This is a genomic window from Paenibacillus piri (assembly GCF_004354045.1).
GTDB classification, from domain to species: Bacteria; Bacillota; Bacilli; order Paenibacillales; family NBRC-103111; genus Paenibacillus_S; species Paenibacillus_S piri.
This window is the reverse complement of sequence record NZ_SMRT01000002.1, coordinates 429,496-453,525: the sequence shown is the minus strand read 5'-3', so window position 1 is coordinate 453,525 and position 24,030 is coordinate 429,496. Positions and strand designations below refer to the sequence as shown.

The following is a 24,030-nucleotide window of genomic DNA, read 5'->3' as shown; positions in this document are numbered from 1 at the left end:
AATACGAAAATCGGCTATTGGGACAGCCCCTTTTTCCCGTTTAGCGTCTATATGCCCGAGCTGCAATCAGCTTACCGCCAGTCTTTCATGCGCTCGGCAAGAGTTCCCGTGAACAGCTCCAGCTGGATGCCGTCCGGGTCCAAAAAATTCACGCTCCAGCCTCCCCCGCGTAAGACGGGCCCGCGCACGATCGGCACTTGGAACTGCTTCAGCCTTTCCACGGCATCCGAAAAATCCGCATAGGCGATGGTAAAGGCAGCATGATCCAGGCCCGGACCGTCTGCCGCCGCAGCGTCATGACCGGAACCGTATACCCCGGTTTCAGCATTCTCGCCGCCGGAGCCGGAATGCGGCGAGCTCAAGGCGGAGTTTGCCGCGTCATCAGATGAATTCGATGCCGCCAAAGCGGCTGCGGACGGAGCAGCGGACCGTTCCAGCAAACAGATCCAAGCCGACCCCCATTCCAAATAACTGTCCGTCCTTCCCCGGTGTACCAGCGTCATGCCCAAAATGTCCGTATAGAACGGCAACGAGCGGTTCAAGCTGGTTACGCGCAGCGTCAAATGATTAAATCCGCTAACGTTCATCATGCTTGTATAAGAAGCGCTCCACCGAGTCAAACAGCTCGGGCGCCTCCGCCTCCAGACAGATCATATGCCGCGTGTCACGGAAAAGGTGAAGCTCCTTCTCCCCCCGGAGCTGGCTGTACAGGAACCGGGCGCTCTTGGGGTGTATAATATGATCCTGTTCCCCCTGCGCAATATATGTGGGTACGGTAACGTGCGGAATCTCATGGCGCATCCGTTTGTTGAGAGCGATAAATTGCAAGGTCGCTTTCCACGGCGTCTTCTTCATTTTACCGTTCCATTTATACCAATCGTTGCTGCGCGCTCTTCGCGCGACGTCCTTGATGAGCCGCAGCGGACTCGGATAATAAACGGCCGCATTCAGCAGCACAAGCTTGCGTACCGGAAACCGGTTCGCTATGTACGCGGACAGTAGTCCTCCCATCGAGAAGCCGATCAGATCGATTGCGCCGTAACGTCGGGTCAAGTCGTCAGCAGCCTCCGAAGCCGCGCTCAGCCAGTCGTCCCATTGAACCTGCCCCAACGTCAGCAGCTCGGGATCATGTCCCGGCAGCTCGGGAACGTGACAGACGGTGCCGCGTTTGGATAAATGCTCTGCGAGTGGAGTCAGCTCGTAAGGCCCTCCGGTAAAGCCGTGAAGCATCAAGCAATGTCGTTCATCCACAGCGCGTCACCTCTCCGGCCGCCTGCAGCAGCCGGTCAGCCGTTTCTTCCAGATAACTCCGCAGCGATAGAGCGGCCAACCAATGCTGGGGAATGGCGTTCACTCCGTAATAGGCTCCGGCCAACTGTCCGTAGATCGCTGCCGTCGTATCGGCGTCATCGCCCAAATTAGCGGCCAGCAGGCAGCCTTCTTCAAAGTCGGAGCTCCGGTAAAACGCCCACAGCGCCGCTTCCAGCGCTTGAACCACATAGCCGGAGCCTTTAATGTCCGGCGGCTGCAGCCGTTTGAACGACCCGCGGGCAACCTCCTCGACTTCGGAAACCAGCACGTGCTTTTCCCAGAAGGCTGCGGACGGCGAAAAGCGTTCGGCCAGCAGCTGCTCTTTGGTCGAGCCCTGCAGTGCGCCAATGATCAGCCCTCCGTAATAGCGGCAGGCGTCCACGCTCAAGATTGATCCGTGCGTAGTGAGCGAGCTGTCACCGGACCGGATCATCGCTTCGCGCGGATTGTCCGCAAAATAAAGAGGAACCGGGGCAAGCCGCATGAGCGCGCCGTTTCCCGATGCGCGTCGGCTGATCGAGCCGCTGAACGGTTCGCCCGTCCGCTCGAATCGCTCCAAAGCGTCGCGGACCGTATTGCCGATGTCGAAGCAGACGCCGGTGCTGCTCAAATAGCCTTCCCTGTACCATTTGACATAGCGGCGCATCTGGTCCAGCGGGTGAAACTTGCCGCATTCGAGCAAGCTTTCAGCCAAACATAGCGCCATCGAAGTATCGTCCGTCCATTGTCCCGGCTCCAATTGAAACGGTCCCCCGCTCGCGAGCCCGCGAACCGGTTCAAACGAGCCCGGCGGCTGAAACTCCACCGTCGTACCTACCGCATCCCCGGCCGCCAAGCCGAGCAGACTGCCGCGGTATCTTTCCTTAGCCGATAGTTGAAGAGCCATGCGAACCTCCTCCTGATGACAACCGGATTACTTCTCCTTGATCGTTACCGATTGTATCGATATTTTTTCTTTCGGCGACTCGCCGTTTACAGGCGTATTGGCGATTTTGAGAACGACATCCATCCCCTCGGACACTTTGCCGAAAATGGAGTAGTTCGGCGTTTTGTTCAGACCGACGCTGTCCTCGCCCGTGCAAATAAAAAACTGGCTGCCGTTCGTATTCGGTCCCGCATTCGCCATCGCGACGATTCCCGGCTCGTATTTATGCGGGCTTTTCAACTCATCCTCGAATTTATAGCCCGGACCGCCGCGCCCTGTTCCCGTCGGGTCGCCGGTTTGCACCATAAAAGTAGATATGACGCGATGGAAAATAATATCCTTATAAAAGCCCTCTTTGGCTAAAAACACAAAATTGTTAACCGTTTTGGGCGCATCCTTGGCGAATAAATCGATCTTGAACGTACCCAGCGTCGTAGCGACCGTCGCTTGATACGTTTTGTTGGCGTCGATTTTCATGGCAGGCGGCGAGCTCCAGCTTTTCGGGGCGGCCGGCTGTTGCGCCGTATCGTTTGCCGGCTGCTGCGCCGGCTGACCTGCGGGCGTCTGACCGGCGCTCCCCGAAGTGCCCTGCTGACCGGATAAGGCCGAGCCCTTATCCGCATATTTCGTTCCGCAAGCTGAAAGCAGAAGCGTACAAACAGCGGCGATAGCTGCCCATTTCGCGATTGTTGCCGTTTTGGTTGCTCTCATGATCCACTCTTCAACTCCATTTTTTGTATTTTATGGACTAGCCATATCCCATATTATACTACGTCCGGCTAAAATATAACAAAACGTCCGGATTCGCATTATCCGGACGTCCCGATGAAGGCCCGGCTTCCGCCGCTGTGCGCGGGCGGGGGCCGGGCCGGATAGTTGCGGCTGTGCGACGCAACCTGGCCAGCGCCAGGCCGGGCATGCGCCCCGGCCTAGCGCCCGCCGGAGCCCGGCTTCGCCGCGGACTCCGGCGTTCCGGTGCCGGCGCTCTGCCCGGCACCGGCGGCGGCGCCACCGGTACCCGCTGTGGCGCCGCCGCTGCCGCTGCCCGTTCCGGCAGCGGACGTTCCGCCGGGGGACGATGTCCCCGGCGCGGTTGTGCCCGGCTGGCCGCCCGTTCCCGGTGCGGTCGTGCCGCTGCCCTGTCCCGGCGTCGCAGAGCCGGGACTTCCGCCGCCGGGCTGCCGGTTGCCCCCCGGTGTCTGCCCTTGACCTTGACCCGACGTCTGGACCTGCCCCGGCGTCTGCCCTTGACCTTGACCCGGCGTCTGGCCTTGGCCCTGTCCCGGCGCCTGGCCTTGGCCCGGCGTCTGCCCTTGGCCCTGTCCCGGCGTTTGGCCTTGGCCCTGCCCAGGCGTCAGGCCTTGACCCTGTCCCGGCGTCTGGCCTTGGCCCTGCCCCGGCGTCTGGCCCTGGCCCTGACCCGGCGTCTGGCCTTGGCCTTGCCCCGGCGTTTGGCCTTGACCCTGTCCCGGCGTTTGGCCTTGGCCCTGACCGGGCATTTGCCCTTGGCCTTGACCCGGGAGCTGTCCTTCGCCTTGCCCCGTTCCCGGCAGCCCGTTATCCAGCGGTATGGAGACCGTCACGGCAGCGGACATGCCGCCGGAAGCCCCGCTGCCCGGATTGACGGAGGCGACGGCATATTGATAAGTTGCGCCCGGGGTCACCGTAATGTCTCTAACCTCCGACACGGTGGTCGACAGAAGCGGTTCGGCCGGGAAATCTTTGTCTTTATCCTCTTTGCGGAACACCTGGTACGAGACGCCTTCTCCAGCCGCCGTCCAGTTAACAATTACGGCCCGGCTGTCCTTCACGTATTCGGCCTTCAAATCGGCCACGCCTTTAGGCGGGGCGACCGGATCTTCGACCCCGTCCGGCTTGTTGAATTTCGTCATCGTCCGTTTGGCCAGCGCTTTCTGCATGACCTCTTTAAATATAATTGCCGGCGCGCCGCTGCTCATCGTCACATAATGCTTGGCATCCGGCTTGTCGAAGCCGAGCCATACCGCAGCGCTCCATTCCGGCGTATAGCCTGTGAACCAAAGGTCGCGGTTGTATTTTTCAAGCCCTTTGATCACATTTTGCGTCGATCCGGTTTTGCCGGCGAGCGGCCGCTCGAACTTGGCCGCCGCCCCGGTTCCGCCCGGCTCGACAACCGACTGCATGAGCAGCGTCATGTAATACGCGGTTTTGGCGCTCATCACGGGCGCATTTCTCTCCTGCTTAAACGCCGCTACCTGCGTTCCCTGATCGTTGATGATTTTCACGATGGAATGCGTCGTATTCAAGTAGCCGTTATTGGCAAACGCGCCGTATGCCGCCGCCATTTGAACCGGCGTCGCCCCGTTTGTCATGCCTCCGAGCGAGATCGCCAAATTCGCATCCTTGACCGGATCGAGCGGAATCCCCATATTTTCGGCGAATTTCATACTGTATTTCAGCCCGTTCTCCTTCAGCAACCAGACGGCCGGGGCGTTAATCGACCTTTTGACCGCCTCGAACATGTTGACCTGTCCGCGGTACACGCCGTCGTAATTTCGCGGCGTATAGCCGTTGTAATTGGCCTCTTTGTCCTCCAGCATGCTGTACGGCGTAAACTTGCCGCTTTCAAGCGCGGGCGCATAAACCAGGATCGGCTTGATGGAAGAGCCCGGCTGCTGCATAACGGTCGCCCGGTTTAAGCCGCGCACCACATAGTCGCGTCCTCCGGAGATGCCAACCAGACCGCCGTCTTTATGATTGATAATCGCCATGGCGCCCTGCATTTTTTGCTCGGGGCCGTCCTTTTGAAAAAATTTATCGTTGGCGAACGTTTGCTCGATCAATTTTTGCGCGTTTGCGTCCATGGTCGTATAAATTTTATAGCCGTTGCGCAGCAGATCGTCCTCAGACATGCCGTACAGGTCGTTCGCCTCATTAATGACGTAATCCAGAAACGCCAAATAATCTTTGGAGCCCGCCGTCTCCTTCGGAGGCACATACTCCACCGCATCCGCCTTTGCTCTTTCTTCGGCGGTAATATATTTTTGCTCCTCCATCAGCTTCAGCACGACAGACCGGCGCTCCTTCGACCGTTCCGGGTTGGAAATCGGATTATACGCGGTCGGCGCTTTAGGTATCGCGGCCAGCGTCGCCATCTGCCACAGCTCCAGCTTTTTCAAATCCGATACGCCGAAATATTTTTTGGCGGCCGCCTTGACTCCGTAAACCCGGTTCCCGAAAAAGATCCGATTCAAATATTTCGTCAATATATCGTCCTTGCCGTAATTATTTTCCAAAGCAACCGCGATGGACATTTCCGTCGCTTTGCGGAAAAACGTTTTGTTCGAGCTTAAGAAAACGTTTTTCGCCAGCTGTTGGGTAATCGTACTACCGCCCTCCACGGCGCTCCTCGCCACGATATCCTTGACCAGCGCCCGACCGATCCCGAGAAAATCAATTCCCGAATGCTCGCCAAACCTTTTATCCTCCGTAGCAATGAAAGCTTGCTTCAGCTTGTCGGGTATATCCTCGGGCTGTACAATTTCCCGGTTTTCCCGGTAAAGCACCGCCACTTCGTTTTCGTTCACGTCGTACACGTGCGACGCTTCGTCCATATCCAGCTTGTCGATGTTTTCTTTAAGAATTTTATCCCCGTTAATAATAATGAAAATATAAACGCCCAATGCGCATATAAGTGCGAGTACTGCCGATACGAACGCAAACATCAAAGCTTTGCCGACGCTAAATTTTTGCTTTTTCTTTTTTGGCTTTGTTTTTCCTGCAGTCGTTTTTTTGTTGGTCGCCATCTCTTTGTCACCCCTAGTCCTATCCTGCTAAGCTCAGAATTGTTAAAGTCCGGTGAACCCGTGCCCGGGCGGGAGAATCGTTCAACCGATCTCCATGCCGAAAAGGCTTCGACAATAAAAGAACAACCCTGACGAACAAGGTTGCTCTTATCGTACTTATTCTTCTAAACGCAGCCTGATCCGAAAAAGTTGCATATGCCGATGCCGTTCATCCTTGAACTTAATTGTCCGCGCCGTTCTCCTGCTGCATTAACGAGACGGAACGCTGCGGCGTAAAGGTCGAGATCGCATGCTTGTAAACCATTTGCTGACGGCCTTCGCTGTCAATGATGATAGTGAAATTATCGAACGCACGGATGACACCGCGGATTTGAAACCCATTTGTAAGATAAACGGTCACCGGAATATTTTCCTTGCGCAGCTGGTTCAAAAATGTGTCCTGAATATTAATCGACTTGTTCATCGTGGGCCCCCTCAAATGAGTTTAACGTCCAATTTTAATCTATCTGCTATTATAGCATGAACCTGGTCCAAATGGGCAGAAAAATTTCCCATTTCGCTCACATCCACCCAATGAATATCCTTCATATGGCGAAACCAGGAGAGCTGGCGTTTGGCGAATCGGCGGGTATCCCTTTTCAACAGTTCCACGGCGGCTTCCCAGGACAAATTGCCCTGCAAATAATCGATTATTTCCTTGTAGCCAAGTCCCTGCATCGATATGTATTGTTTGCCGTAGCCTTGCTTCAGCAGCCCCTCGACCTCATCGACCAATCCTTCCGCAATCATCTGATCGACCCGCTCTTCAATACGTTTATATAGTAAAGCTCTGTCCATTGTCAACCCGACGATACATAGTTCGTAAGGCGACTGCTTTTTTTGTACCTTCAGCATGTCGGATAATCGTTCACCCGTCAAGTGGTAGATTTCAAGCGCCCGAATAATGCGCCGTTGGTCGTTGGCATGCAGCCGCTCTGCGCTGTCCGGATCGATCTGCCGCAGCCGCTCCAGCAGCGCTTCGGCACCGTATTCGGCGGCATATGCAGCTTGCTCGCTGCGAAAGGCTTCGTCCGAGCCGCTCTCGCTGAATTGAAAACTGTAGCAAACCGACTCGACGTAAAGACCCGTGCCTCCCACTATAAAAGGCAGCTTGCCTCGCCCATGGATGTCAAAGATCAACGCGGTGGCCCGTTCCTGAAATTCGGCTACGGAAAAAGGGTGATCCGGATCATGAATATCGATCAAATGATGCGGGACGAGCTGCCGCTCCTGCGGCGTCGCTTTGGCCGTCCCGACATCCATGCCGCGATAAACCTGCATGGAATCCCCGGAAATAATTTCAGCCCCGTATTCGGCGGCGAGCCTTAAGCTCAGCCTCGTTTTACCTACTGCGGTCGGTCCGACCAGCACAAGCAGGCATGGCTTATCGTCAGCCTGTGTCACAATCGTATCACTCCGTAAGCTATTTTCGTGGTGGAACGGTGTATCTCGCAAAAGCCCAGACGGTCAAATTCCTTGCTCCCGCGATGCTCCTTCAAAATGACGCATCTGCGGGCCGCCCGCACCGCTTCGGCGATCGCGTCCGGAGTCACCGCCCGCGGATCGGCCAAATCCCGAATAGCGCCGATCGAGCTGGATTCGCGAATCGGCCTGCGAAACATCGGATCGAAGTACACCACGTCGAACGACTTGTCCGGCAGGCTCTTCAAATAATTGTAATGATCCGTCTGGCGTACCCGAATCCGGCGCATCGCCTCGTCCATTCCCGGAATTTCCGAGCGGTAAGACTTGAGCCCTTCGCTTAGCAGCAGGTAAGGCAGCGCCTTGCTTTCCAACGCGGTTACCTCTCCATTACCCGCCAGTGCAAAAGAATAAACAATCGCGTCCGAGCCCAGTCCGGCGGTACAGTCAAGTATCCGGTCGCCGGGCATCACGGCGGAAAGCTGCATCAACGTGTCCGGTTCGCCGTTCATAAGCCGCTTTACGCGGATGGCCGCGGTGCTCGGATGAAAAAACATAACCGGCTGTTGATCATGATAATACTCCAACCGTTCGCGCGATACAAGCAGCACATCCTGGCTTCCGTATCGTTTGCGCAGCTGCGGAATGGAAAACTGCCTGCGGGATACGATGCGAACCGGCTCTGCCAAGCCGGAAAGCTCTTGAAGCTTCTCTGTCACATGAGCTGCCAATTCGAGCTGTTCGGTCTGTGGATCGTATGAGGTCGTAATCAGCAACTGCATCACCCGTTTAACTCATGAATTTTATAAAACAACCGGAACAACTGAATTTTAACAGTTTTTTTTCGCTGCGTCCATGTATCGTTCAATTGGCAAGAAAAGCCTCCCGAATATCATTTAAATGTGCTGCGAGCATTACGACGCAACCAAGGATAAACGGCTCCGCCGTCCTTAAAGGACAGGCGCGTTTGTCATGGTTGTGCAAAGCAAAGTATAAAACTTATACTTCTAATCAACAAAAAAAGACCGTCCTCGCTTCTTCCCGCAGCCAAGCGCAGGAGAGCACAGGGACGATCCGGTTATGACATGGAACAAGCAGCCTCTCGACTAATAACGAAAAACTCGAATAAGTACGTTGGCAACGAATGAGCCTGCATCGGCTACATAACCCGTTTGAACATTTTTTCCAGCTCGTAAGTGGAAAAGCTGATGATGATTGGCCGTCCGTGAGGGCATGTATACGGGTTGCGGCATATACCGAGCCGGTCGAGCAAGGCTTCGATTTCCACCGTGCTCAGACTTTGATTCGCTTTGATGGATGCCTTGCAGGAGCACATAATGGCCGCCTTTTCACGCAGCTTGCTCAGATCGATCGCCTTTCGCTCGGTCAGGAGCCACTCCGTCATTTCCTCGACCAGCGCTTTTTCATCGCCTTTAGGAAACCAGTGCGGGTATGCCCGGACCAGAAACGAATTGCCCCCGAAAGGCTCGATATAGACGCCCGCCTGCTCCAATACGGGCAGCTTGTCCTTTAACCGTTCCGCTTCCGACGGCGTGAATTCGAGGGTGATCGGCAGCAGCAGCTCCTGGCTCGCCTCCGCCGGCTTGCCGAACTTCTCGTAATAATACTCGTAATTTATCCGTTCATGGGCCGCGTGCTGATCGATTAAAAACAAGCCTTCCTCGTTTTGCGCGACGATGTAGGTGCCGTGCATTTGACCGATCGGCGACAGTCTTGGAAAAGCGGGCAGCGCAGGCGCTTCCTGATGCCCTCCCGCAGCAAGCGCGCGCAGCAGAGCTTGACTCGAAGCGGTCTGATCCGCTGCGCTCCGCTCCGGCGCCTCCTGCATGCCCGAAGCTCCTGCGCCGCGTTGCCGGCTGCTGTTGTATGGCTGCCGCTGCATGTCGGCGCGGGACGGATAGCCCCCGTCTGCCGGAACGGCTTTGTCTCCTGCGGTATAACCGCTGCCGCCTGTAGGGTTGTATCCGCCGCCAGACGGGCTGTAACGGCCGCTGCCGGCCGTAAAAGCGCCGCTGCCGCCGGATACTCCCGGCTCCGGCTGATGGCTGTAACCGCCGTTATCTCCGCTTCTGACGACGGAAGCGCCCGCGGTCCCGTCCCGATCCGTAACGCCTCCCGCCGTCGAACGGGAGGCGGAGTCCGGCTGGCTTCCTTCCCGCTGCTTGTCCTTATCGGAAAGCAGCTCCCAAGCACCTGCCGGCGCCTCCTGCTGCGGACGGTACAGCTCCAGCTGCTCCTGGATGACGGCTTGCGGCTTCGTCTTGTCCGCCGCTCCCGCGGGAGCGGGGATCAGCACCTGCCGGTTCAGCACCCGGCGCACCTGCTGCTCCACGAACTGGATCAGCTCCTGCTCCTTGCTGAACCTGACCTCGAGCTTGGCCGGATGGACATTGACATCCACCAGCGACGGATCCATCCCGATATGAAGCGCAGCCAACGGATACCGGTTGATCGGCAGCAGCGTATGATACCCCTGCAAAAGCGCATGAATGAGCGTAAAATTACGGATATACCGACCGTTAACAACGGTCGAAATGCCGTTGCGGTTGGCGCGTGTCGTTTCCGGCTTGCCAATAAAGCCGCGGATCGAATAATCGAGATGCTCGCCTTCGATCGGCAGCATCGTTTTGGCCGCGGCCGTCCCGTAAATGGCCGCAATCACCTGCAGCATATCGCCGTTGCCCAACGTCTGAATCAAAAACGCGCCGTTATGCTTTAAAGTAAAGGCGATTTCGGGATGTGCTAGCGACAGCCGGTACATATAATCCGAAATATGACCGAGCTCGGTTTGTACCGTCTTCATGTATTTCAACCGGGCAGGCGTATTAAAGAATAGCTCCCGCACCTGAATATCCGTTCCGCGTACGGCGGCCGTTTCTTCCAATGCTTTGACCGTACCGCCCTCGATCACAAACCGGTAACCGAGCCCGGACTGTTCCGTGGAAGTGACGCAGGTCACTTTCGAGACGGCCGCAATACTCGGCAGCGCCTCGCCCCGAAAGCCGAGCGTACGAATCGAGAATAAATCGTGGCTGCTGGCGATTTTGCTTGTCGCATGGCGGTAAAAAGCGACCTCGCAGTCGTCCCGCTCCATGCCGCTTCCGTTGTCGGTGACGCGGATCAGCTCCAGTCCGCCCTCCTCCACCGCAACGTCAATCCGCGTACTGCCGGCGTCAACCGCATTTTCGACAAGCTCCTTGACTACAGAGGAAGGTCTTTCCACCACTTCGCCCGCCGCAATCTGATTGGCGATATGCTCGTCCAGTACTTTTATTTTCCCCATAAGCAGCTCCTTATTTGGACGCGGTCACCGTAAACTGCGCTTCGTTATCCGACCATTCCAATTGACGGAACGTCTCGGCAACCCGGCCGATCTGAATATAACTGATGCCATGGTCCAGCTTAAGCTCGCCGGCCGCCGCCGCATAGGTGCCGGTTGCGCCGCCGGCTGCAAGCTGTACCGATTGATCGTCCCCGTTCCAGACGATCGTCCCGCCCAGCAGCGTGCTTAGCAGGCGCGACGGGACAAATACGGCACCGTTCTCGCGAATGACGCCCATATCGTCATCGACGGCAATCCCGTTGATCGTCACGCCTTTTTTCGAACGGCCGACGCTGATTTTACCGATGCCGGCTTCGCGCAATGCCGTGATCAGCTGCGGAACCTCGCCGTCCACTTCAATATCCGGCGTAATGCCGACCTTGTTGACCTTGCGCATCTTCGGCGTCAAATACTCCTCGATTGTAATCTTGATCGCGTCGCCCCCCGATAGCGGGAACAAAGTTTGAACGCTGCCCTTGCCGTATGTTTTCATGCCGATGACCTTCGTCGCGACGTTATAATCCTGCAGTGCGCCGGTCAGCACCTCGGATGCGCTGGCGCTGTATTCATTGACCAAAATATAAACCGGGAATGGCTGGGTCGTGCCGTTGCTGAATTTAACGGGCTCGTCGACGTCATCCCGATCCTTCGTATGAATAAGAACGCCTTCCTTCACGAACAGCTTCGCCATGTTGACGGCCGTATCGACGAGACCGCCCGGGTTGTCGCGAAGATCCAGGATCAGGCTGTTGATGCCCTGCTGCTTCAACTGGCCCAGCTGCTCCGCCGCCGCTTCCGCCGCATCGCTCGAGAAGCTCGTCACGCGAAGATAACCGACGCCCGGATCGAATCTTTTGTTCACAACGACAGGAAGCTGGATCGTTTGCCGGGTCAGATTGAATACGATGCTTTCCCCTCCGCGCTTCACCGTTACCGATACTTTGGTGCCCTCGACACCCATAATTTTTTTCGTGATGTCGTCGATTTTGAGTCCTTCCACCGATTCGCCGTCTACGGCCGAAATCAGGTCGTCCTCTTTCATGCCCGCTTTCTTGGCGGGTCCGTCCATCACATCGAACACATATACGCCGTCATCCTGCTGAACGACCCGCACGCCGACGCCGACATAGTTGTTTTGGAGCGAGCCTTCGAACTTTTTCAGCTCCTCGGCAGTGAAATAAACGGTGTACGGATCGTTCAGCGATGTGACCATCGATCTGATGGCGGTTTCGGACAGCTTCTTCGCATCCGGTTTGCTGACATGATTTTGCTGAATCAAATCGAACACTTCCTTCAGGCGTGCCGAATCGCCGGACGCTTTATCCGCCGCCAGCGCGGAAGACGCCGCAGGGAATAAAAGCGTGAGCGATAAAACGGCAGCCGCTGTCCGCTTCCAGACAGTCCGTTTGCTTTTTGTTGACATATTTTGAGTCATCCTCTCGCCGAAAAGATTTATAATTGCTTTTTCAGATCGAATAAAAAGTTCATCGCCATCATCGGCGTCATGTTCATCAAATCAGCAGCCTTCAGCTGCTCGAGCAGCTGCTCGGCGCGGGGATCCGTCTTCTTCCTGCCGCGATCCTGAACAGGCTCGTCCTGAAACAAGCTCAGCTGCACGATAGCGCCTTCTTGAACCTGCTCCGGTTTCCTGGACGGTTCAGCCCGCTCAGCCGCCCCGGGATGCCCGTTCATGGTGGTCGAAGCCGCGTCGGTCGGACCGCTTTGCGGCTCTTGCTGCATGTCATGAGCGTACCCGGACGCGGCATGTTCCGGCACTTGCTTGAACGGTGCGCCGGCTTCCGCGAACGCTTGCGCCGCAGCCGCCGTGCTGCGATCCGTAATTCCGGGTGCTGCCGATGCGGGAGCCTCACCGCCCGCGACCGACTCGAACGCCCGTTCGCCGGGCTGCAGTCCGGAAGCCCCGGCTTCGGCAGGCAACCGGCCTGCGGCCGTCTGCCCCGTTCCCTGCAGCAGCTCGGCCCGCGCCTCGAAGCCGTTCAGCAGCTCGTAGGAACGGTCGATAATGCCGGCCGGCAGACCGGCGATTTGCGCGCAATAGATGCCGTAACTCGTACTCGCCGCGCCTGGAATGAGCTTGCGCAAAAAGGTGACCGTGCGGCCGCTCTCTTTGACCGCCATACAATAATTGCGCAGCGATCCGAGCGATTCCTCCAGATGCGCCAGCTCGTGAAAATGCGTGGAAACGAGCGTTTTGCAGCCGATCCGGTCGTGCAAATATTCGATGACCGCCTGGGCGATGGCCATGCCTTCGCCCGTCGACGTGCCCCGGCCCAGCTCATCGATGATGACGAGGCTTTTGCTCGTCGCCTTCTCGGTCATAACCTGAATGTCCATCATTTCGACCATGAATGTGCTTTGACCGCCGATTAAATCGTCCGCTGCGCCGATGCGCGTAAATATGCGGTCGATGATCGGCACCTGCGCCGATTTGGCCGGCACGAAGCAGCCGATTTGCGCCATCAGGCAAATAATCGCAACCTGCCGCATGTATGTACTTTTTCCGGCCATGTTCGGACCGGTAATGAGCAGCATGCTGCCGTCCCGCTTGTTTAACGCCGTTTCATTGGCGATAAAGACGCCGTCCTGCATGACCGCTTCAACGACCGGATGGCGGCCTTCCTCGATGCGCAGGTCGTAAAACTCCCCGACCTGCGGCCGCGTATACCGGTTGGCCGCGCTGACGGCCGCAAGCGACTGATAGACGTCGATGGAAGCGATCTGCTCGGCCAGCTGCTGCAGCCTGGAAATATGCGCGGACAGCTTGTCCCGCAGCTGCATAAACAGCTCATACTCCAGATCGACCATTTTCTCCTGGGCTTCGAGAATAAGTCCTTCCTTCTCTTTCAGCTCCGGCGTAATAAACCGTTCCGCGTTCGCCAGCGTCTGCTTCCGTTCATACCGCCCTTCCTCCAGGGAAGAAATATTCGCTTTCGTCACTTCGATATAATAGCCGAACACTTTGTTGTAACCGATTTTGAGCGACTTCACGCCCGTTCGCTCCCGCTCCTGCTTCTCCAGCTCGGCGATCCACTGCTTGCCGTTCGTGTTCGCCTCGCGCAGCTGATCGAGATAGGCGTGATATCCCGCCTTGATCATGCCGCCGTCCCGGATCGAGACGGGCGGCTCCTCCGCGATGGCGTCCCCGATCCACGCCATCACATCGCGGCACGGGTCCATCCGTGCCGTCAGCCGGGCCAGCGTCGCGGAGCCCGACGCTTCGCACACCTGCTTCAGCAGCGGCACCTGCTGAAGCGAGTTCTTGAGCGCGACCAGGTCGCGCGCGTTGGCGCTGCCGTAGGCGATCCGCGCCACGAGCCGCTCCAGGTCGTAAACTTCCTTCAGCGACTGCTTCAGCTCGTCGCGCACGATCAGCTGGTGGTACAGCCGATCCACCGCCTCCAGCCTTTCCTCGATAGCCGCAGCGCTCATCAGCGGCTTCTCGATCCAGCGGCGCAGCAGCCGGCCGCCCATTGCCGTGACGGTCTTGTCCAGCAGCCACAGCAGCGTCCCTTTCTTCGTCCGGTCGCGCACGGTTTCGACCAATTCCAGATTGCGGCGCGTGAACGGATCCATAATCATATGCTGATTTTGCTCGTAGACGCGAATATGCTTGAGATGGCCGAGCGAACGCTTCTGCGTCTCGATCAAATAGGCCATTAATTGGCGGATGCACGCCTCGCCGCCCTTCGGAAGCACTGCCAGCTCGGCCTCGACGAAATAATCGGCCAGCTCCGGCTCCGGCTTGCCCCGTTCACGTTCAACGGGCGTCAGCAACGTCGTTCCCGCCCAAGCGGGAGCGGATTCCTTCAGCCGCTTCAACAGCTCGGGAGCAGCCAGCAGCTCTGACGGATGGTAGACGTTCATCTCATCCGCAACGAGCGTCAGCGTCCCTTCCAGCCGGGTGACGAACAGCTCGCCGGTCGAAATATCGCAGGCGGCGAAGCCGTAGCCTCCGTCCTCCGTCCCGGTTACGGAAACGATGTAATTGTTGGTCTCTCCGAGCGAGCGCGCGTCCATTACGGTTCCGGGCGTTACGATGCGAATGATTTCGCGCCGGACGATGCCTTTGGCGGCGTCCGGGTCTTCCACCTGCTCGCAGATCGCGACCTTGAAGCCTTTTTCTATTAATCTGGCAATATAGTTATCCGCCGAATGATAGGGTACGCCGCACATCGGTATACGCTCCTCGGCGCCCCCGCCCCGTCCGGTCAGCGTAATTTCCAGCTCGCGCGACGCTTCGATCGCATCCTCGAAAAACATTTCGTAAAAATCGCCCAGACGGAAAAATAAAAAAGCGTCCGGCACCTCCGCCTTGATGGCCAGGTACTGCTCGATCATCGGCGTATATTTGGTCATGCCCCCATCCAACCTCCAGCTGCTTGACTATTTTTTCCGGAAAAGATCCGATCCGGCCTGCAGGCCCATCCGGACGGGACGAATCCGTATACGTCTTCCGACATTACGGAGAAATCCCGTCCGGCCAGCTGCTTCGGCCGATCCGCTGCGCTTCCATCCGCGAAGACGAAAAAGCTGCAAGTTCCGCCATTTCCCGCTGTAATCTCTCTCATTTCTACACTAGTAATCATTATATCATGAATTGATAGACGAATGCTCCTTTATGCGAAAAGGACCGATCTTCCACCCGCGGCGTATATCGTTCCGTTCATCCCAGCCTTCCATCCGCAGCAAAATCGACTTTAACGGCGCTGTATATTTTTCATATTTGCGGTAGCCCGGCAGCCTGACGATATCCCTCCACAAGCCGGGAAGGAGGGAGCGGATTTGCGCTTTGTCGCCTTCGTAATACGCCTTCTGAACCGCAGGATCGTTGAGCGGCCGGGCGGTCAGCAGAGTATAATGATCCGCGATCAGCTTGGCTAACGCCAATACCCCTTTGGCGACTGTCGGGGATACCATCCAGCTCGGCAGCACGCGATACTCGAAGCCGTGTCGCTGGCGGCGAAAATCGCCGAGAAAGCCGTATTTCGGCTTCCGGGCGCCTGTCGTCGCAGCCTCCAGCAGCACAAGCGGCAGCGCCAAATAGTTGTCCAGCGCCCGCAGCAGCTCGCTGCTCAGCCAAACGCCGCTGAAATGAATGTGGCCGCCGAGCGGGAAGCCTTTGACCGGCATGCCTCCGGCCAGCCATTGCAGCGATTCGTCGGGTATGCGGCGCGACGCCAGCTGCATCGTGCGGCGCAGATTGACGATCAGCTGCGCCATATCTCGGCTCGGCTCGGGCCGCAGCTCCGCCAGCGGATATATTTTGCGGAAGCTCGGCAGCACAATCGCGTCGCAGCCGATCGGCCCGTCTTTGTCCAAAAAGCGCGAAGCGAATGTGACCTTGCCGCGCTCGTCCAGCAGCAAAAATTCGGGATCCGCGCCGAGCATCGCATCATGCCTGACCTCTTGCACGGCAGCAAGTTCTTCCGTAAACCGGTGCATCGCAGCGGCGAACAGCTCCGCAAGCCGCGGTGTCAGCACAGGCACGGCCTGCAGCTCCAGCACATGCAGCTCTCCGTTCGGCCGCACCCCGATCCGAACGACTCCGTAATCAAGCCCCAGCGCATAGATGGCTTTCACCGCCTCGCGCTTGGCCCGGATCGCATGGTAGGGGGTCGTCTCGTCCGTCAGCTCGGCAAACGGTTCGTTCTCCTGCTTTTGTGGCGGCTTGCGGTCTCCGTAGTAAACCTTCGCGCCGGACGGCCTCTGAAACAGCGTCAGCGTGTTCAGATGAAATACGGGAACCATGTATTCATGGGCGTAGCTCTGCTTGTGCGGAGCCAGATCGCAGCGGATGCCGTGCAGCCGAAGCAGCTCTGTGATTTTGGACGGCGCCGACGCGCGAAGCAGGCTCTTGACCGGCTGCAGCGACTGCCGGCCGGGCCGCTCCGTATGATAATTCCCCCAATGAATCGCGTAGGGGGATTGCTGCCCCTCAGGCAGCTTGGTGCCATGCGGCAATTCCAACCGCTCAAGCAATAAATGCAGCGTAGGTTCATTCGAGTGAAGCAGCCAAACGCGCATCGTACCACCTCCTGTTAGCTTCGTTGAAACGCATTCCGAGCGGCGCCCGCATTATGCCGTTTACGCCGGCTCTTGTTCGGTATGATGCATCTCCTGTCCGACCTTGTACGTCTCCGGCGGTTTGAGCCCATTTTTTCCAAAAACCGCCTCTGAAACAAAAAAGAGGGCTCTCGCCCTCTGCCGAAATGAACCTTAGTGCATATACTGTAAGCAGATATCAGTTCAATTCGTCATCCAACAAATCCGGATCGAGATCCTCGAAATCTCCATCGTCGGCCTGGTCGAAGTCCACCTGCTTGTCGTCGTCATCGTCGCAGCCGTTTGCGCACACCACTACGCAAACCTTCGTTTCGGCGATCATTTCAACCTTGAACTCGCGCTCGACACGGATGACCACACTGTCTCCCCGGGAGGAGATGCCCGCTTCCACGCAGTTCGGCTCTTGGGTAGCGACAGCTGAAACTTCCGCGGACGACGGTCTGTGCTTCTTATCGAGATAAGAAAGCCCGACCAGTTCCGAATACGAAACCGTTTCTTTCGCAACATCGGTTTTGGTATTTTTGTCGTACGAATACCAAATGTTGATGTCGTAAGTACCTACTACTTCCACGCCATCGCCTGATTTTACCGCATCGTACTGGTTGTTGATAATCCAAGCACCCAATATACTCGTCGGAGCATGAGGCGGAGTGACCGTGTTCGTTACTTGTGAAAATTTGCGACCTTTGCCACAGACAGCCTTCGTATAGATCTCTCTGCACTGCAAATCTTTATCTAATGACATCCTTTCAACCTCCTCCATACAATCATTCATTACAATTGTATGCAGGACATTCGTCTAGGGTGACAAAAATTTTGCGCTCTTTTTGGTGATTTTATTGAGATCCGGCACCCGCTGCCGGTTCCATTTGTTTTTTCTCCCGTTTGGCTACAGCCAAATACGATTTGAGCTCTACCATCAGCTGCAGCAGCGCGGAGCGCACCTCGAACTCCTCGCGGGTCGCAGGCAAATTCATAAGACGGAAGCCCTGTTCCAGCGTCTCCAGCTTTTTCTCCGAACGGCCCGTATAATAGTCCGACTTCACATCCTCGCTCAGCTCGTCGAAGACGGATGCCATCAGCTCGCCATGAGGCAGCGTTTCGTACGCCTGCGCTACATACTGGACCATCCGGTCCACCGAATCCATCTGCTGCTTCCGCATTGAAAAGTAGACCGCCCAGGCGGCGTTTCCTTGAAACAGCATGTTTTCCTCGGAACGCCGGGCCGCGTCCAGCGCTTCCTGCAATATACTCCCGGCCTCCAGCAGCTCGCTGCCGTTCCATATGTACGTATTGTCCCTCAGATGATTGGCGATTTCTTTAAAAATTTGCGAGAAGCACGTTTCCAGCCGTTCCCTCAGCTCCTGCAGCTCCCGGTCCGCATTAGGCATATATACGATATTAATAACGGTCGCGGTGCCCAATCCGATCAGCAGCAATCCGATCTCGTTCAGGATCAGTCCGGGGGTCAGCTGTTTTTCGTTGAACAGATGAAACATGACGACCGCGCCGGTTACCGCGCCCTCCTTCAACTGAAAACGGGCCAATATCGGAAATAAGATCAAAATATACAAGCCGATGACCCACAAGTGAAAGCCGAACAGCCAAAACAATGCCGCAGCCAGCAGCAGGCCGAGAAGCGACGCGGCGATTCGCTGCAGCGAGGTGCGCAAGCCTTTCCGCTTCGTCACATCTACGCCCAGAATAGCCAGCAAGCCTGTTGAATTAGGCGAATGCAGTCCGGCGCATTGCGCCAAAAAAATCGCCGCGACTACAGCTACCGCCGTTTTTATAACGCGAATTCCTACAATTCCCATCATCGTCTCCACATGTATGTTTACCTTTATCTTAGCCGTTTTATGCCGCTGCGACAACCGTCTGCGGCTGAGCGGCCAGCCTTCTGTCACCGCGATGAGTTTGTCCGGCTGCCAAACTGCAATCAGCCCGGAGCCGGCGTTCGCCGCAGTCCGGGCCGTTGCGCCGGGCTGGCATTATTTTTTACGGGTCAGCAGCTTTTCCAGAAAAGCAACCGCCTGATACATCAACGTTGCGGCAACTGCAATCAGAAACACACTGCCGATAACGAGCGTAAAATTAAACACCTGAAACCCGTAAATGATCAAATATCCCAACCCTTCCTTCGATACGAGAAATTCGCCGACAATGACCCCGACCCAGGATAAACCGACGTTGACTTTCAAGGTCGATACGATGGTCGGATATGTCGCGGGCAGCACCGCCTTGGCGAATATTTGCCATTTGCTTCCGCCGAAAATCCGGACCACCTTCGCGTAGTTCGGATCCACTTCCTTAAAACTGTTATAGACGACAAGAATCGTAATAATAACGGTCAATGACAGCGTCGTCGCGATAATCGACAGTGCGCCGGGGCCGAATGCGACGATAAACAGCGGTCCCAGCGCCACCTTCGGCAAACTGTTCAGCACGACGATATACGGGTCCAGCACCCTGGACAAAAATCCGAACCACCAGATCAACGCGGCCGCCGCCGTGCCGAGCAGCGTCCCCAGCACAAACCCGACCACCGTTTCCCAGAGCGTAACCCCCACATGCAGCAGCAGACTGCCGTCCGTCCATTTGGTATACAACAGCACAGCAATCCGGCTGGGCGAGCTGAACAGAAGCGCATCGATCCACAGCATCCGGCTTGCCAGCTCCCACATAAATAGAAAGACAACCAACAGCGCCAGCTGTGTTATCCGGACCTGCCATGTCAACACGCGTTCTTTCGACTTAAACTGCCGGTACTCACGCTGCCCCAATGTTTCCGTGGCGTAAGGGTCCGTAGGAGTGAGGCCGTCCAGCTGCAGTCTGCCGTCCCCGCGGCTACCGTTCATCGCGTCTCCCCTCCTTCGTTGTCCATTTGCTCAAAATATCCCCACAGCCTGTGAAACAAATCGTGGAAGCCCGCTGCCTCCCTCGCTTTTAGCGGCAGCGCCTGGCGGATTTGGGGCGGAATGTCGACTGAAGCGAGAATACGTCCCGGATTCGGCTGCAGGACGACAATTCGGTCGCTCATCGCAATCGCCTCGGTAATGTCATGCGTGACCAGGACGGCTGTTTTGCGGCGGGAAAGCAGCGTGACAGCGACCAGGTCTTCCAGCTGCAGCTTCGTTTGGTAATCGAGCGCCGAAAAAGGCTCATCGAGCAGCAGGATGTCCGGTTCGGTCGCAAGCGTGCGCACCAGCGCGACGCGCTGGCGCATCCCTCCCGACAGCTGATGCGGATAACGGTCGGCGAATTGCGACAAACCCATATCGCTCAGCAGCTCCAGCACCAGCTCTTTGCCGGCGGAGTCGAGCCGCCCCATCAGCTCCAGCCCGATCGAGGCATTTTCATAAATCGTGCGCCATGGAAACAAGTAGTCCTGCTGCAGCATGTACCCGACCCGTGGCGTCGGCTGCCCGATCGTCTCGCCGAGTACGCGCACCGTTCCCGATGTCGGCACAAGCAGACCGCTGATGAGCGAGAGCAGCGTCGTTTTCCCGCAGCCGCTTGGTCCGATCAAGCTTACGAATTCCCCCCGGTTCACGCTAAAACCGATGTGTTCCAACGCAAGATAAGCGCCCGAGCTGTTCACATAAACATGGGAAACGCCTTCCAGCTGAAGCGCCGTTTGTTTCTGCATGCCGATCCCTCCCCGAGTCTATCTGTTCTTGCATATTCACCGGCCGGTTTCCGGTCCAGCAGCGCAGCCTCGCATGACTGCCTATTATTTCACCGACTGCTTCGCCTTCTCCGCAAACTGATTATTGACAAGCGTTTTATAATCGGCGCGTGTTTTCAGTTCCCCCGCCGCTTCCATCACATTTTGCAAATTGTTCCATTCCTGTTCGTCGATAATGCCGTCAGTGGCAAACGAGCCTTGATCTTTGTAGCGTTGAACCGAGCCTTTTAAAATATCTTTATCCGTATCGGGAAAATAGGAGCTGATCGCTGCCGTAATGTCGTCCGCGCTCGATGCCTGCACCCAGTTTTGCCCCTTTTGCATGGCATTGGCGAATTTTTGGATCGTCGCGCCGTTTTTGTCGATATAGCTCTTCTTCGTCATAAATGCGGTATAAGGCAACCTGCCGCTTTCAACGCCGAACGAAGCAACGACATAACCTTTGCCCTGCTTCTCAAAAATGGTCGCCTGCGGCTCGAACAGCTGCACATATTCCCCGGTGCCGGAAGCGAATGCAGTCGGAATATTGGCAAAATCGACATTTTGAATCAGGTTCAAATCTTTCTGCGGATTGATATTGTATTTCTTTAACGTAAATTCGCCGGCCATTTGCGGCATTCCACCCTTGCGCTGGCCCAGAAAAGTACTGCCCTTCAAGCTCGCCCAATCGAACTTGCCGCCGCCGTTCAACGGCTTGCGAGCCACCAGAAAGGTTCCGTCCGTTTGCGTAACCTGGGCGAAATTGATGACCGGGTCGCCGCTTCCCTGCTGCTGCACATAAATCGACGTCTCCGATCCGACCAGCGCCACATCGATTCCGCCCGACAGCAAGGCGGTCATCGTCTTGTCGCCTCCAGGAGTTGTTGTCAGCTCGATATCAAGCCCCTCCTCCTTGAAAAATCCTTTACTGATCGCGGCATACTGCGGTGCGTAAAACAGCGACCTCGTCACCTCGCCGATCCTTACCTTCACGGCCTCCTCCGCTTTCTTCGGTCCGCAGGCCGTTGCCAGCAGGATCAGTGCCGCCGCCATTGCCAAAACGGCAACCATGCTTTTTTTGAACATTGGCCAGTCCCTCCATCTTACTTGCGTTGTTTGTTGACACAGTTTATGCATCAGCCCAAAAAATGGTTAATAATGGAGTGATGTCTGTTTGTCAAAAACGCTGCGTTGAGACGGATGTTTTTCATGCGGCTATCCTTTATGATAGGATGTATGGACATCCGGTTATTGCCGGCGCAAAAACAAAGCGTATGCTTCCGATGCCAGTTTTTGCTGGCGCAAAAACTCTTAGGAGAGGTGACAATGTCGTTCGGAGCGAGAGTATTAAAGACGGGGATCGCGGTTACCTTGTCCTTGTATATCAGTATGCTGCTTGATTTTTCATTGCCGGTCATTGCCGCGGTGGCCGCTATTTTCGCCATGCAGCCTTCGATTTACCTGTCGTGGCGCAATTTGCTCGACCAGCTGCAGACAAACACGCTCGGCGCCGCGATGGCGATGCTTGCCGGCATGTTTTTGTCCAAAGACCCTTTTGCGATCGGAATTGTATGCATTCTTGTCATTATGATCTGTTTGAAGCTGAAAATGGAGGAAACGATCGGTCTTACGCTCGTTACCGTCATTGTCGTCATGGAGGCTTCGGGCCAGTGGGATTTTGCGCTCAACCGCTTTTTGCTCAGCCTGATCGGAATCGGCTCGGCTTTCTTGATCAACATTTTGTTTTTCCCGCCCAAGCCGAAGGAGCAGTTCGTGAAGCTGATTCATACCGTCTTCCAGAAGCTTTCGCTGCTGCTGCGGACGGTCGTTTCCGACGAAATTAAAGAAAATGTTTTCCGAGATGAGAAACGCAGACTGGAAGCGGCGGTGAAATTGCTCGGGGAAAAATATTCGCTGTTCGAGGAAGATTTGAAAAAGCTGAACAAAGCGAAATACAGCCGAATCCGCCATATCGTCGTTTACAAGCAGATGCTCACTACGCTGCACAAGGGGGCCGAGGTGCTTGACGCCGTGGAGCAGCATTATTTCCAGGCCGACCGAACGCCGGAAATGGACGCCTATTTCGACCGTCACCTGGAAAGGCTTATTAAATATCATGAGCATGTCATGCTTAAATTCGACGATAAGCTGAAGCCGGACAGCTCGGAAGCGGACCGGATGGAGCGGGATAACGAAGCGTTTATGAAAAAGATGATCAGCGATTATTCCGAGGAGCGCGAAGGGCTGCTCCGGTTGTCGATTGTCGCGGCGGCCATGTACGACTATGGCTACCAGACCGGCAGACTCGACCGGCTGGTAGAGCAGTATAATAGAGGTCCGGAGGAGAAGGAAGCGGTCGAGTCGCTCATCGCCTGGTTTAAAAAACAATTTCCGTTGGACTAAAAAAGCTGCCCTCTCGCACCGTAGTATTTACGCGCGAGCGGAACAGCTTTTTTTAATTTATCCGATTACGACTTTATCGGGTTAAGACCCCCACCTTTAAGGCGGGCCTTGAATCAGGTGGGGTAGAGTCCCCATCTGATTCCCCGATGTTCAGCTAAGCTGAACGAGTTCACTAGGCTATGGCAGCGAAGCAGCGGGTACCGGTTCCCTGTTGGCGGACGAAGCGCCTGGAACGACCGTTCTGCCTTTGCCGAAAGGGATGCACATCGGCGTGCCGTAATACGGATCCGGCAGCACCTGGCAATCCATATCAAATACGGAACGGATCATGTCCGACGTCACAATATGCTCCGGCGCGCCTTCCGCCCAGATGCGGCCTTCTCTAACCGCGACCATATGATGCGCATAGCGGCAGGCCAGATTGATGTCGTGAAGCACCATCACAATCGTCCGGCCTTCCTTCTCGTTCAGCTCGTACAACAAATCGAGCACCTCGATTTGATGCGTCACGTCCAAATACGTGGTCGGCTCATCAAGCAAAATCGTGTCCGTACCCTGGGCCAGCGTCATGGCGATCCATGCGCGCTGCCGCTGCCCGCCGGACAGCGCCTCGACCGGACGTTCGGCGAACGTCTCCATCCCGGTCGCCTGCAGCGACGAGCGAACCATCCGCTCGTCCTCCTCCGACCATTGCTGCAGCCAGCTTTGGTACGGATAGCGGCCTTGCTTGACCAATTGCAGCACGGTGAGCCCTTCCGGAGCTGACGGCCCCTGCGGTAAAATCGCCAGCCGCTTGGCAATCTCCTTCGTCGGCAGCTTGGCCAGCTCGTGACCGTCCAGCACGATCGTCCCTTTCTGCGGATTCAACAGCCTGGCGAGCGAGCGCAGCAAGGTCGATTTCCCACAGCCGTTGCTGCCGATCAGCACAGTAATCTGCCCCTTCGGGATACTGATGTTCAGATCGCTGAAAATCGGCGCTGCGCCGTAGGACAGGCTTAAGTTTTTGGCTTCCAGGGTGTTCATCCGCAGTCATCTCCTCATAGATTCATCG

Annotated in this window: 19 protein-coding genes; 1 reads left to right on the top strand and 18 read right to left on the bottom strand. The window is 56.3% G+C overall.

The window, feature by feature from the left end:
• Positions 1 to 71: 71 nt before the first annotated feature.
• From E1757_RS06860 to E1757_RS06780, 17 genes are all read right to left on the bottom strand, one after another.
• Entirely contained in the window at positions 72 to 587 is a 516-nt protein-coding gene (locus E1757_RS06860; protein ID WP_246079082.1) for a VOC family protein, read from the bottom strand.
• Positions 577 to 1,251, bottom strand: coding sequence for an alpha/beta hydrolase (locus E1757_RS06855; protein ID WP_246079049.1), 675 nt, complete (start codon positions 1,249 to 1,251; stop codon positions 577 to 579). The genes E1757_RS06860 and E1757_RS06855 overlap by 11 nt, the downstream gene beginning before the upstream one ends.
• Entirely contained in the window at positions 1,244 to 2,197 is a 954-nt protein-coding gene (locus E1757_RS06850; RefSeq protein ID WP_133226094.1) for an ADP-ribosylglycohydrolase family protein, read from the bottom strand. The genes E1757_RS06855 and E1757_RS06850 overlap by 8 nt, the downstream gene beginning before the upstream one ends.
• A gap of 27 nt (positions 2,198 to 2,224) precedes the next feature.
• Positions 2,225 to 2,947 carry a peptidylprolyl isomerase gene (locus E1757_RS06845; protein ID WP_133226092.1) on the bottom strand — a complete coding sequence of 241 codons (723 nt, stop codon included), beginning with the start codon at positions 2,945 to 2,947 and terminating at the stop codon, positions 2,225 to 2,227.
• A gap of 218 nt (positions 2,948 to 3,165) precedes the next feature.
• Positions 3,166 to 6,021, bottom strand: a complete 2,856-nt coding sequence (locus E1757_RS06840) for a transglycosylase domain-containing protein (RefSeq protein WP_133226091.1) — start codon at positions 6,019 to 6,021, stop codon at positions 3,166 to 3,168.
• A 220-nt stretch (positions 6,022 to 6,241) separates the two neighbouring features.
• A complete protein-coding gene (hfq, locus tag E1757_RS06835; RefSeq protein ID WP_133226090.1) occupies positions 6,242 to 6,484 on the bottom strand; it encodes an RNA chaperone Hfq in 243 nt (80 codons plus the stop codon).
• 11 nt (positions 6,485 to 6,495) lie between these two features.
• On the bottom strand, positions 6,496 to 7,467 hold the full coding sequence (miaA, locus tag E1757_RS06830) for a tRNA (adenosine(37)-N6)-dimethylallyltransferase MiaA (protein ID WP_133226630.1): 972 nt from the start codon (positions 7,465 to 7,467) through the stop codon (positions 6,496 to 6,498).
• Complete coding sequence (locus E1757_RS06825) at positions 7,461 to 8,264, bottom strand: class I SAM-dependent methyltransferase (protein WP_133226632.1); 804 nt, start codon at positions 8,262 to 8,264, stop codon at positions 7,461 to 7,463. The genes miaA and E1757_RS06825 overlap by 7 nt, the downstream gene beginning before the upstream one ends.
• A gap of 377 nt (positions 8,265 to 8,641) precedes the next feature.
• Positions 8,642 to 10,786, bottom strand: a complete 2,145-nt coding sequence (mutL, locus tag E1757_RS06820; RefSeq protein ID WP_133226088.1) for a DNA mismatch repair endonuclease MutL — start codon at positions 10,784 to 10,786, stop codon at positions 8,642 to 8,644.
• A gap of 10 nt (positions 10,787 to 10,796) precedes the next feature.
• A complete protein-coding gene (locus E1757_RS06815) occupies positions 10,797 to 12,248 on the bottom strand; it encodes a S41 family peptidase (RefSeq protein WP_133226087.1) in 1,452 nt (483 codons plus the stop codon).
• 29 nt (positions 12,249 to 12,277) lie between these two features.
• Complete coding sequence (mutS, locus tag E1757_RS06810; RefSeq protein WP_133226086.1) at positions 12,278 to 15,202, bottom strand: DNA mismatch repair protein MutS; 2,925 nt, start codon at positions 15,200 to 15,202, stop codon at positions 12,278 to 12,280.
• Positions 15,203 to 15,436: 234 nt separating this feature from the next.
• Positions 15,437 to 16,870: a putative amidoligase domain-containing protein gene (locus E1757_RS06805; RefSeq protein WP_133226085.1), complete on the bottom strand. Its 1,434-nt coding sequence runs from the start codon at positions 16,868 to 16,870 to the stop codon at positions 15,437 to 15,439.
• A 217-nt stretch (positions 16,871 to 17,087) separates the two neighbouring features.
• Positions 17,088 to 17,654, bottom strand: a complete 567-nt coding sequence (locus E1757_RS06800; protein WP_133226084.1) for an outer spore coat protein CotE — start codon at positions 17,652 to 17,654, stop codon at positions 17,088 to 17,090.
• Positions 17,655 to 17,745: 91 nt separating this feature from the next.
• Positions 17,746 to 18,816: an aromatic acid exporter family protein gene (locus E1757_RS06795; RefSeq protein WP_342774518.1), complete on the bottom strand. Its 1,071-nt coding sequence runs from the start codon at positions 18,814 to 18,816 to the stop codon at positions 17,746 to 17,748.
• A gap of 84 nt (positions 18,817 to 18,900) precedes the next feature.
• Positions 18,901 to 19,767: an ABC transporter permease gene (locus tag E1757_RS06790; RefSeq protein ID WP_133226083.1), complete on the bottom strand. Its 867-nt coding sequence runs from the start codon at positions 19,765 to 19,767 to the stop codon at positions 18,901 to 18,903.
• A complete protein-coding gene (locus tag E1757_RS06785; protein ID WP_133226082.1) occupies positions 19,764 to 20,558 on the bottom strand; it encodes an ABC transporter ATP-binding protein in 795 nt (264 codons plus the stop codon). Before E1757_RS06785 ends, E1757_RS06790 begins: the two co-directional genes overlap by 4 nt.
• 84 nt (positions 20,559 to 20,642) lie before the next feature.
• Positions 20,643 to 21,662: an ABC transporter substrate-binding protein gene (locus E1757_RS06780; RefSeq protein WP_181956617.1), complete on the bottom strand. Its 1,020-nt coding sequence runs from the start codon at positions 21,660 to 21,662 to the stop codon at positions 20,643 to 20,645.
• A 240-nt stretch (positions 21,663 to 21,902) separates the two neighbouring features.
• Between E1757_RS06780 and E1757_RS06775 the strand changes: the two genes are divergently transcribed.
• Positions 21,903 to 22,979 carry an FUSC family protein gene (locus E1757_RS06775; protein ID WP_133226081.1) on the top strand — a complete coding sequence of 359 codons (1,077 nt, stop codon included), beginning with the start codon at positions 21,903 to 21,905 and terminating at the stop codon, positions 22,977 to 22,979.
• Positions 22,980 to 23,156: 177 nt separating this feature from the next.
• Here the strand turns inward: E1757_RS06775 and E1757_RS06770 are convergent, their stop codons facing one another.
• Positions 23,157 to 24,002 (bottom strand): ABC transporter ATP-binding protein, encoded by an 846-nt coding sequence (locus tag E1757_RS06770; RefSeq protein ID WP_133226080.1) that lies wholly within the window; start codon positions 24,000 to 24,002, stop codon positions 23,157 to 23,159.
• Positions 24,003 to 24,030: the final 28 nt, after the last annotated feature.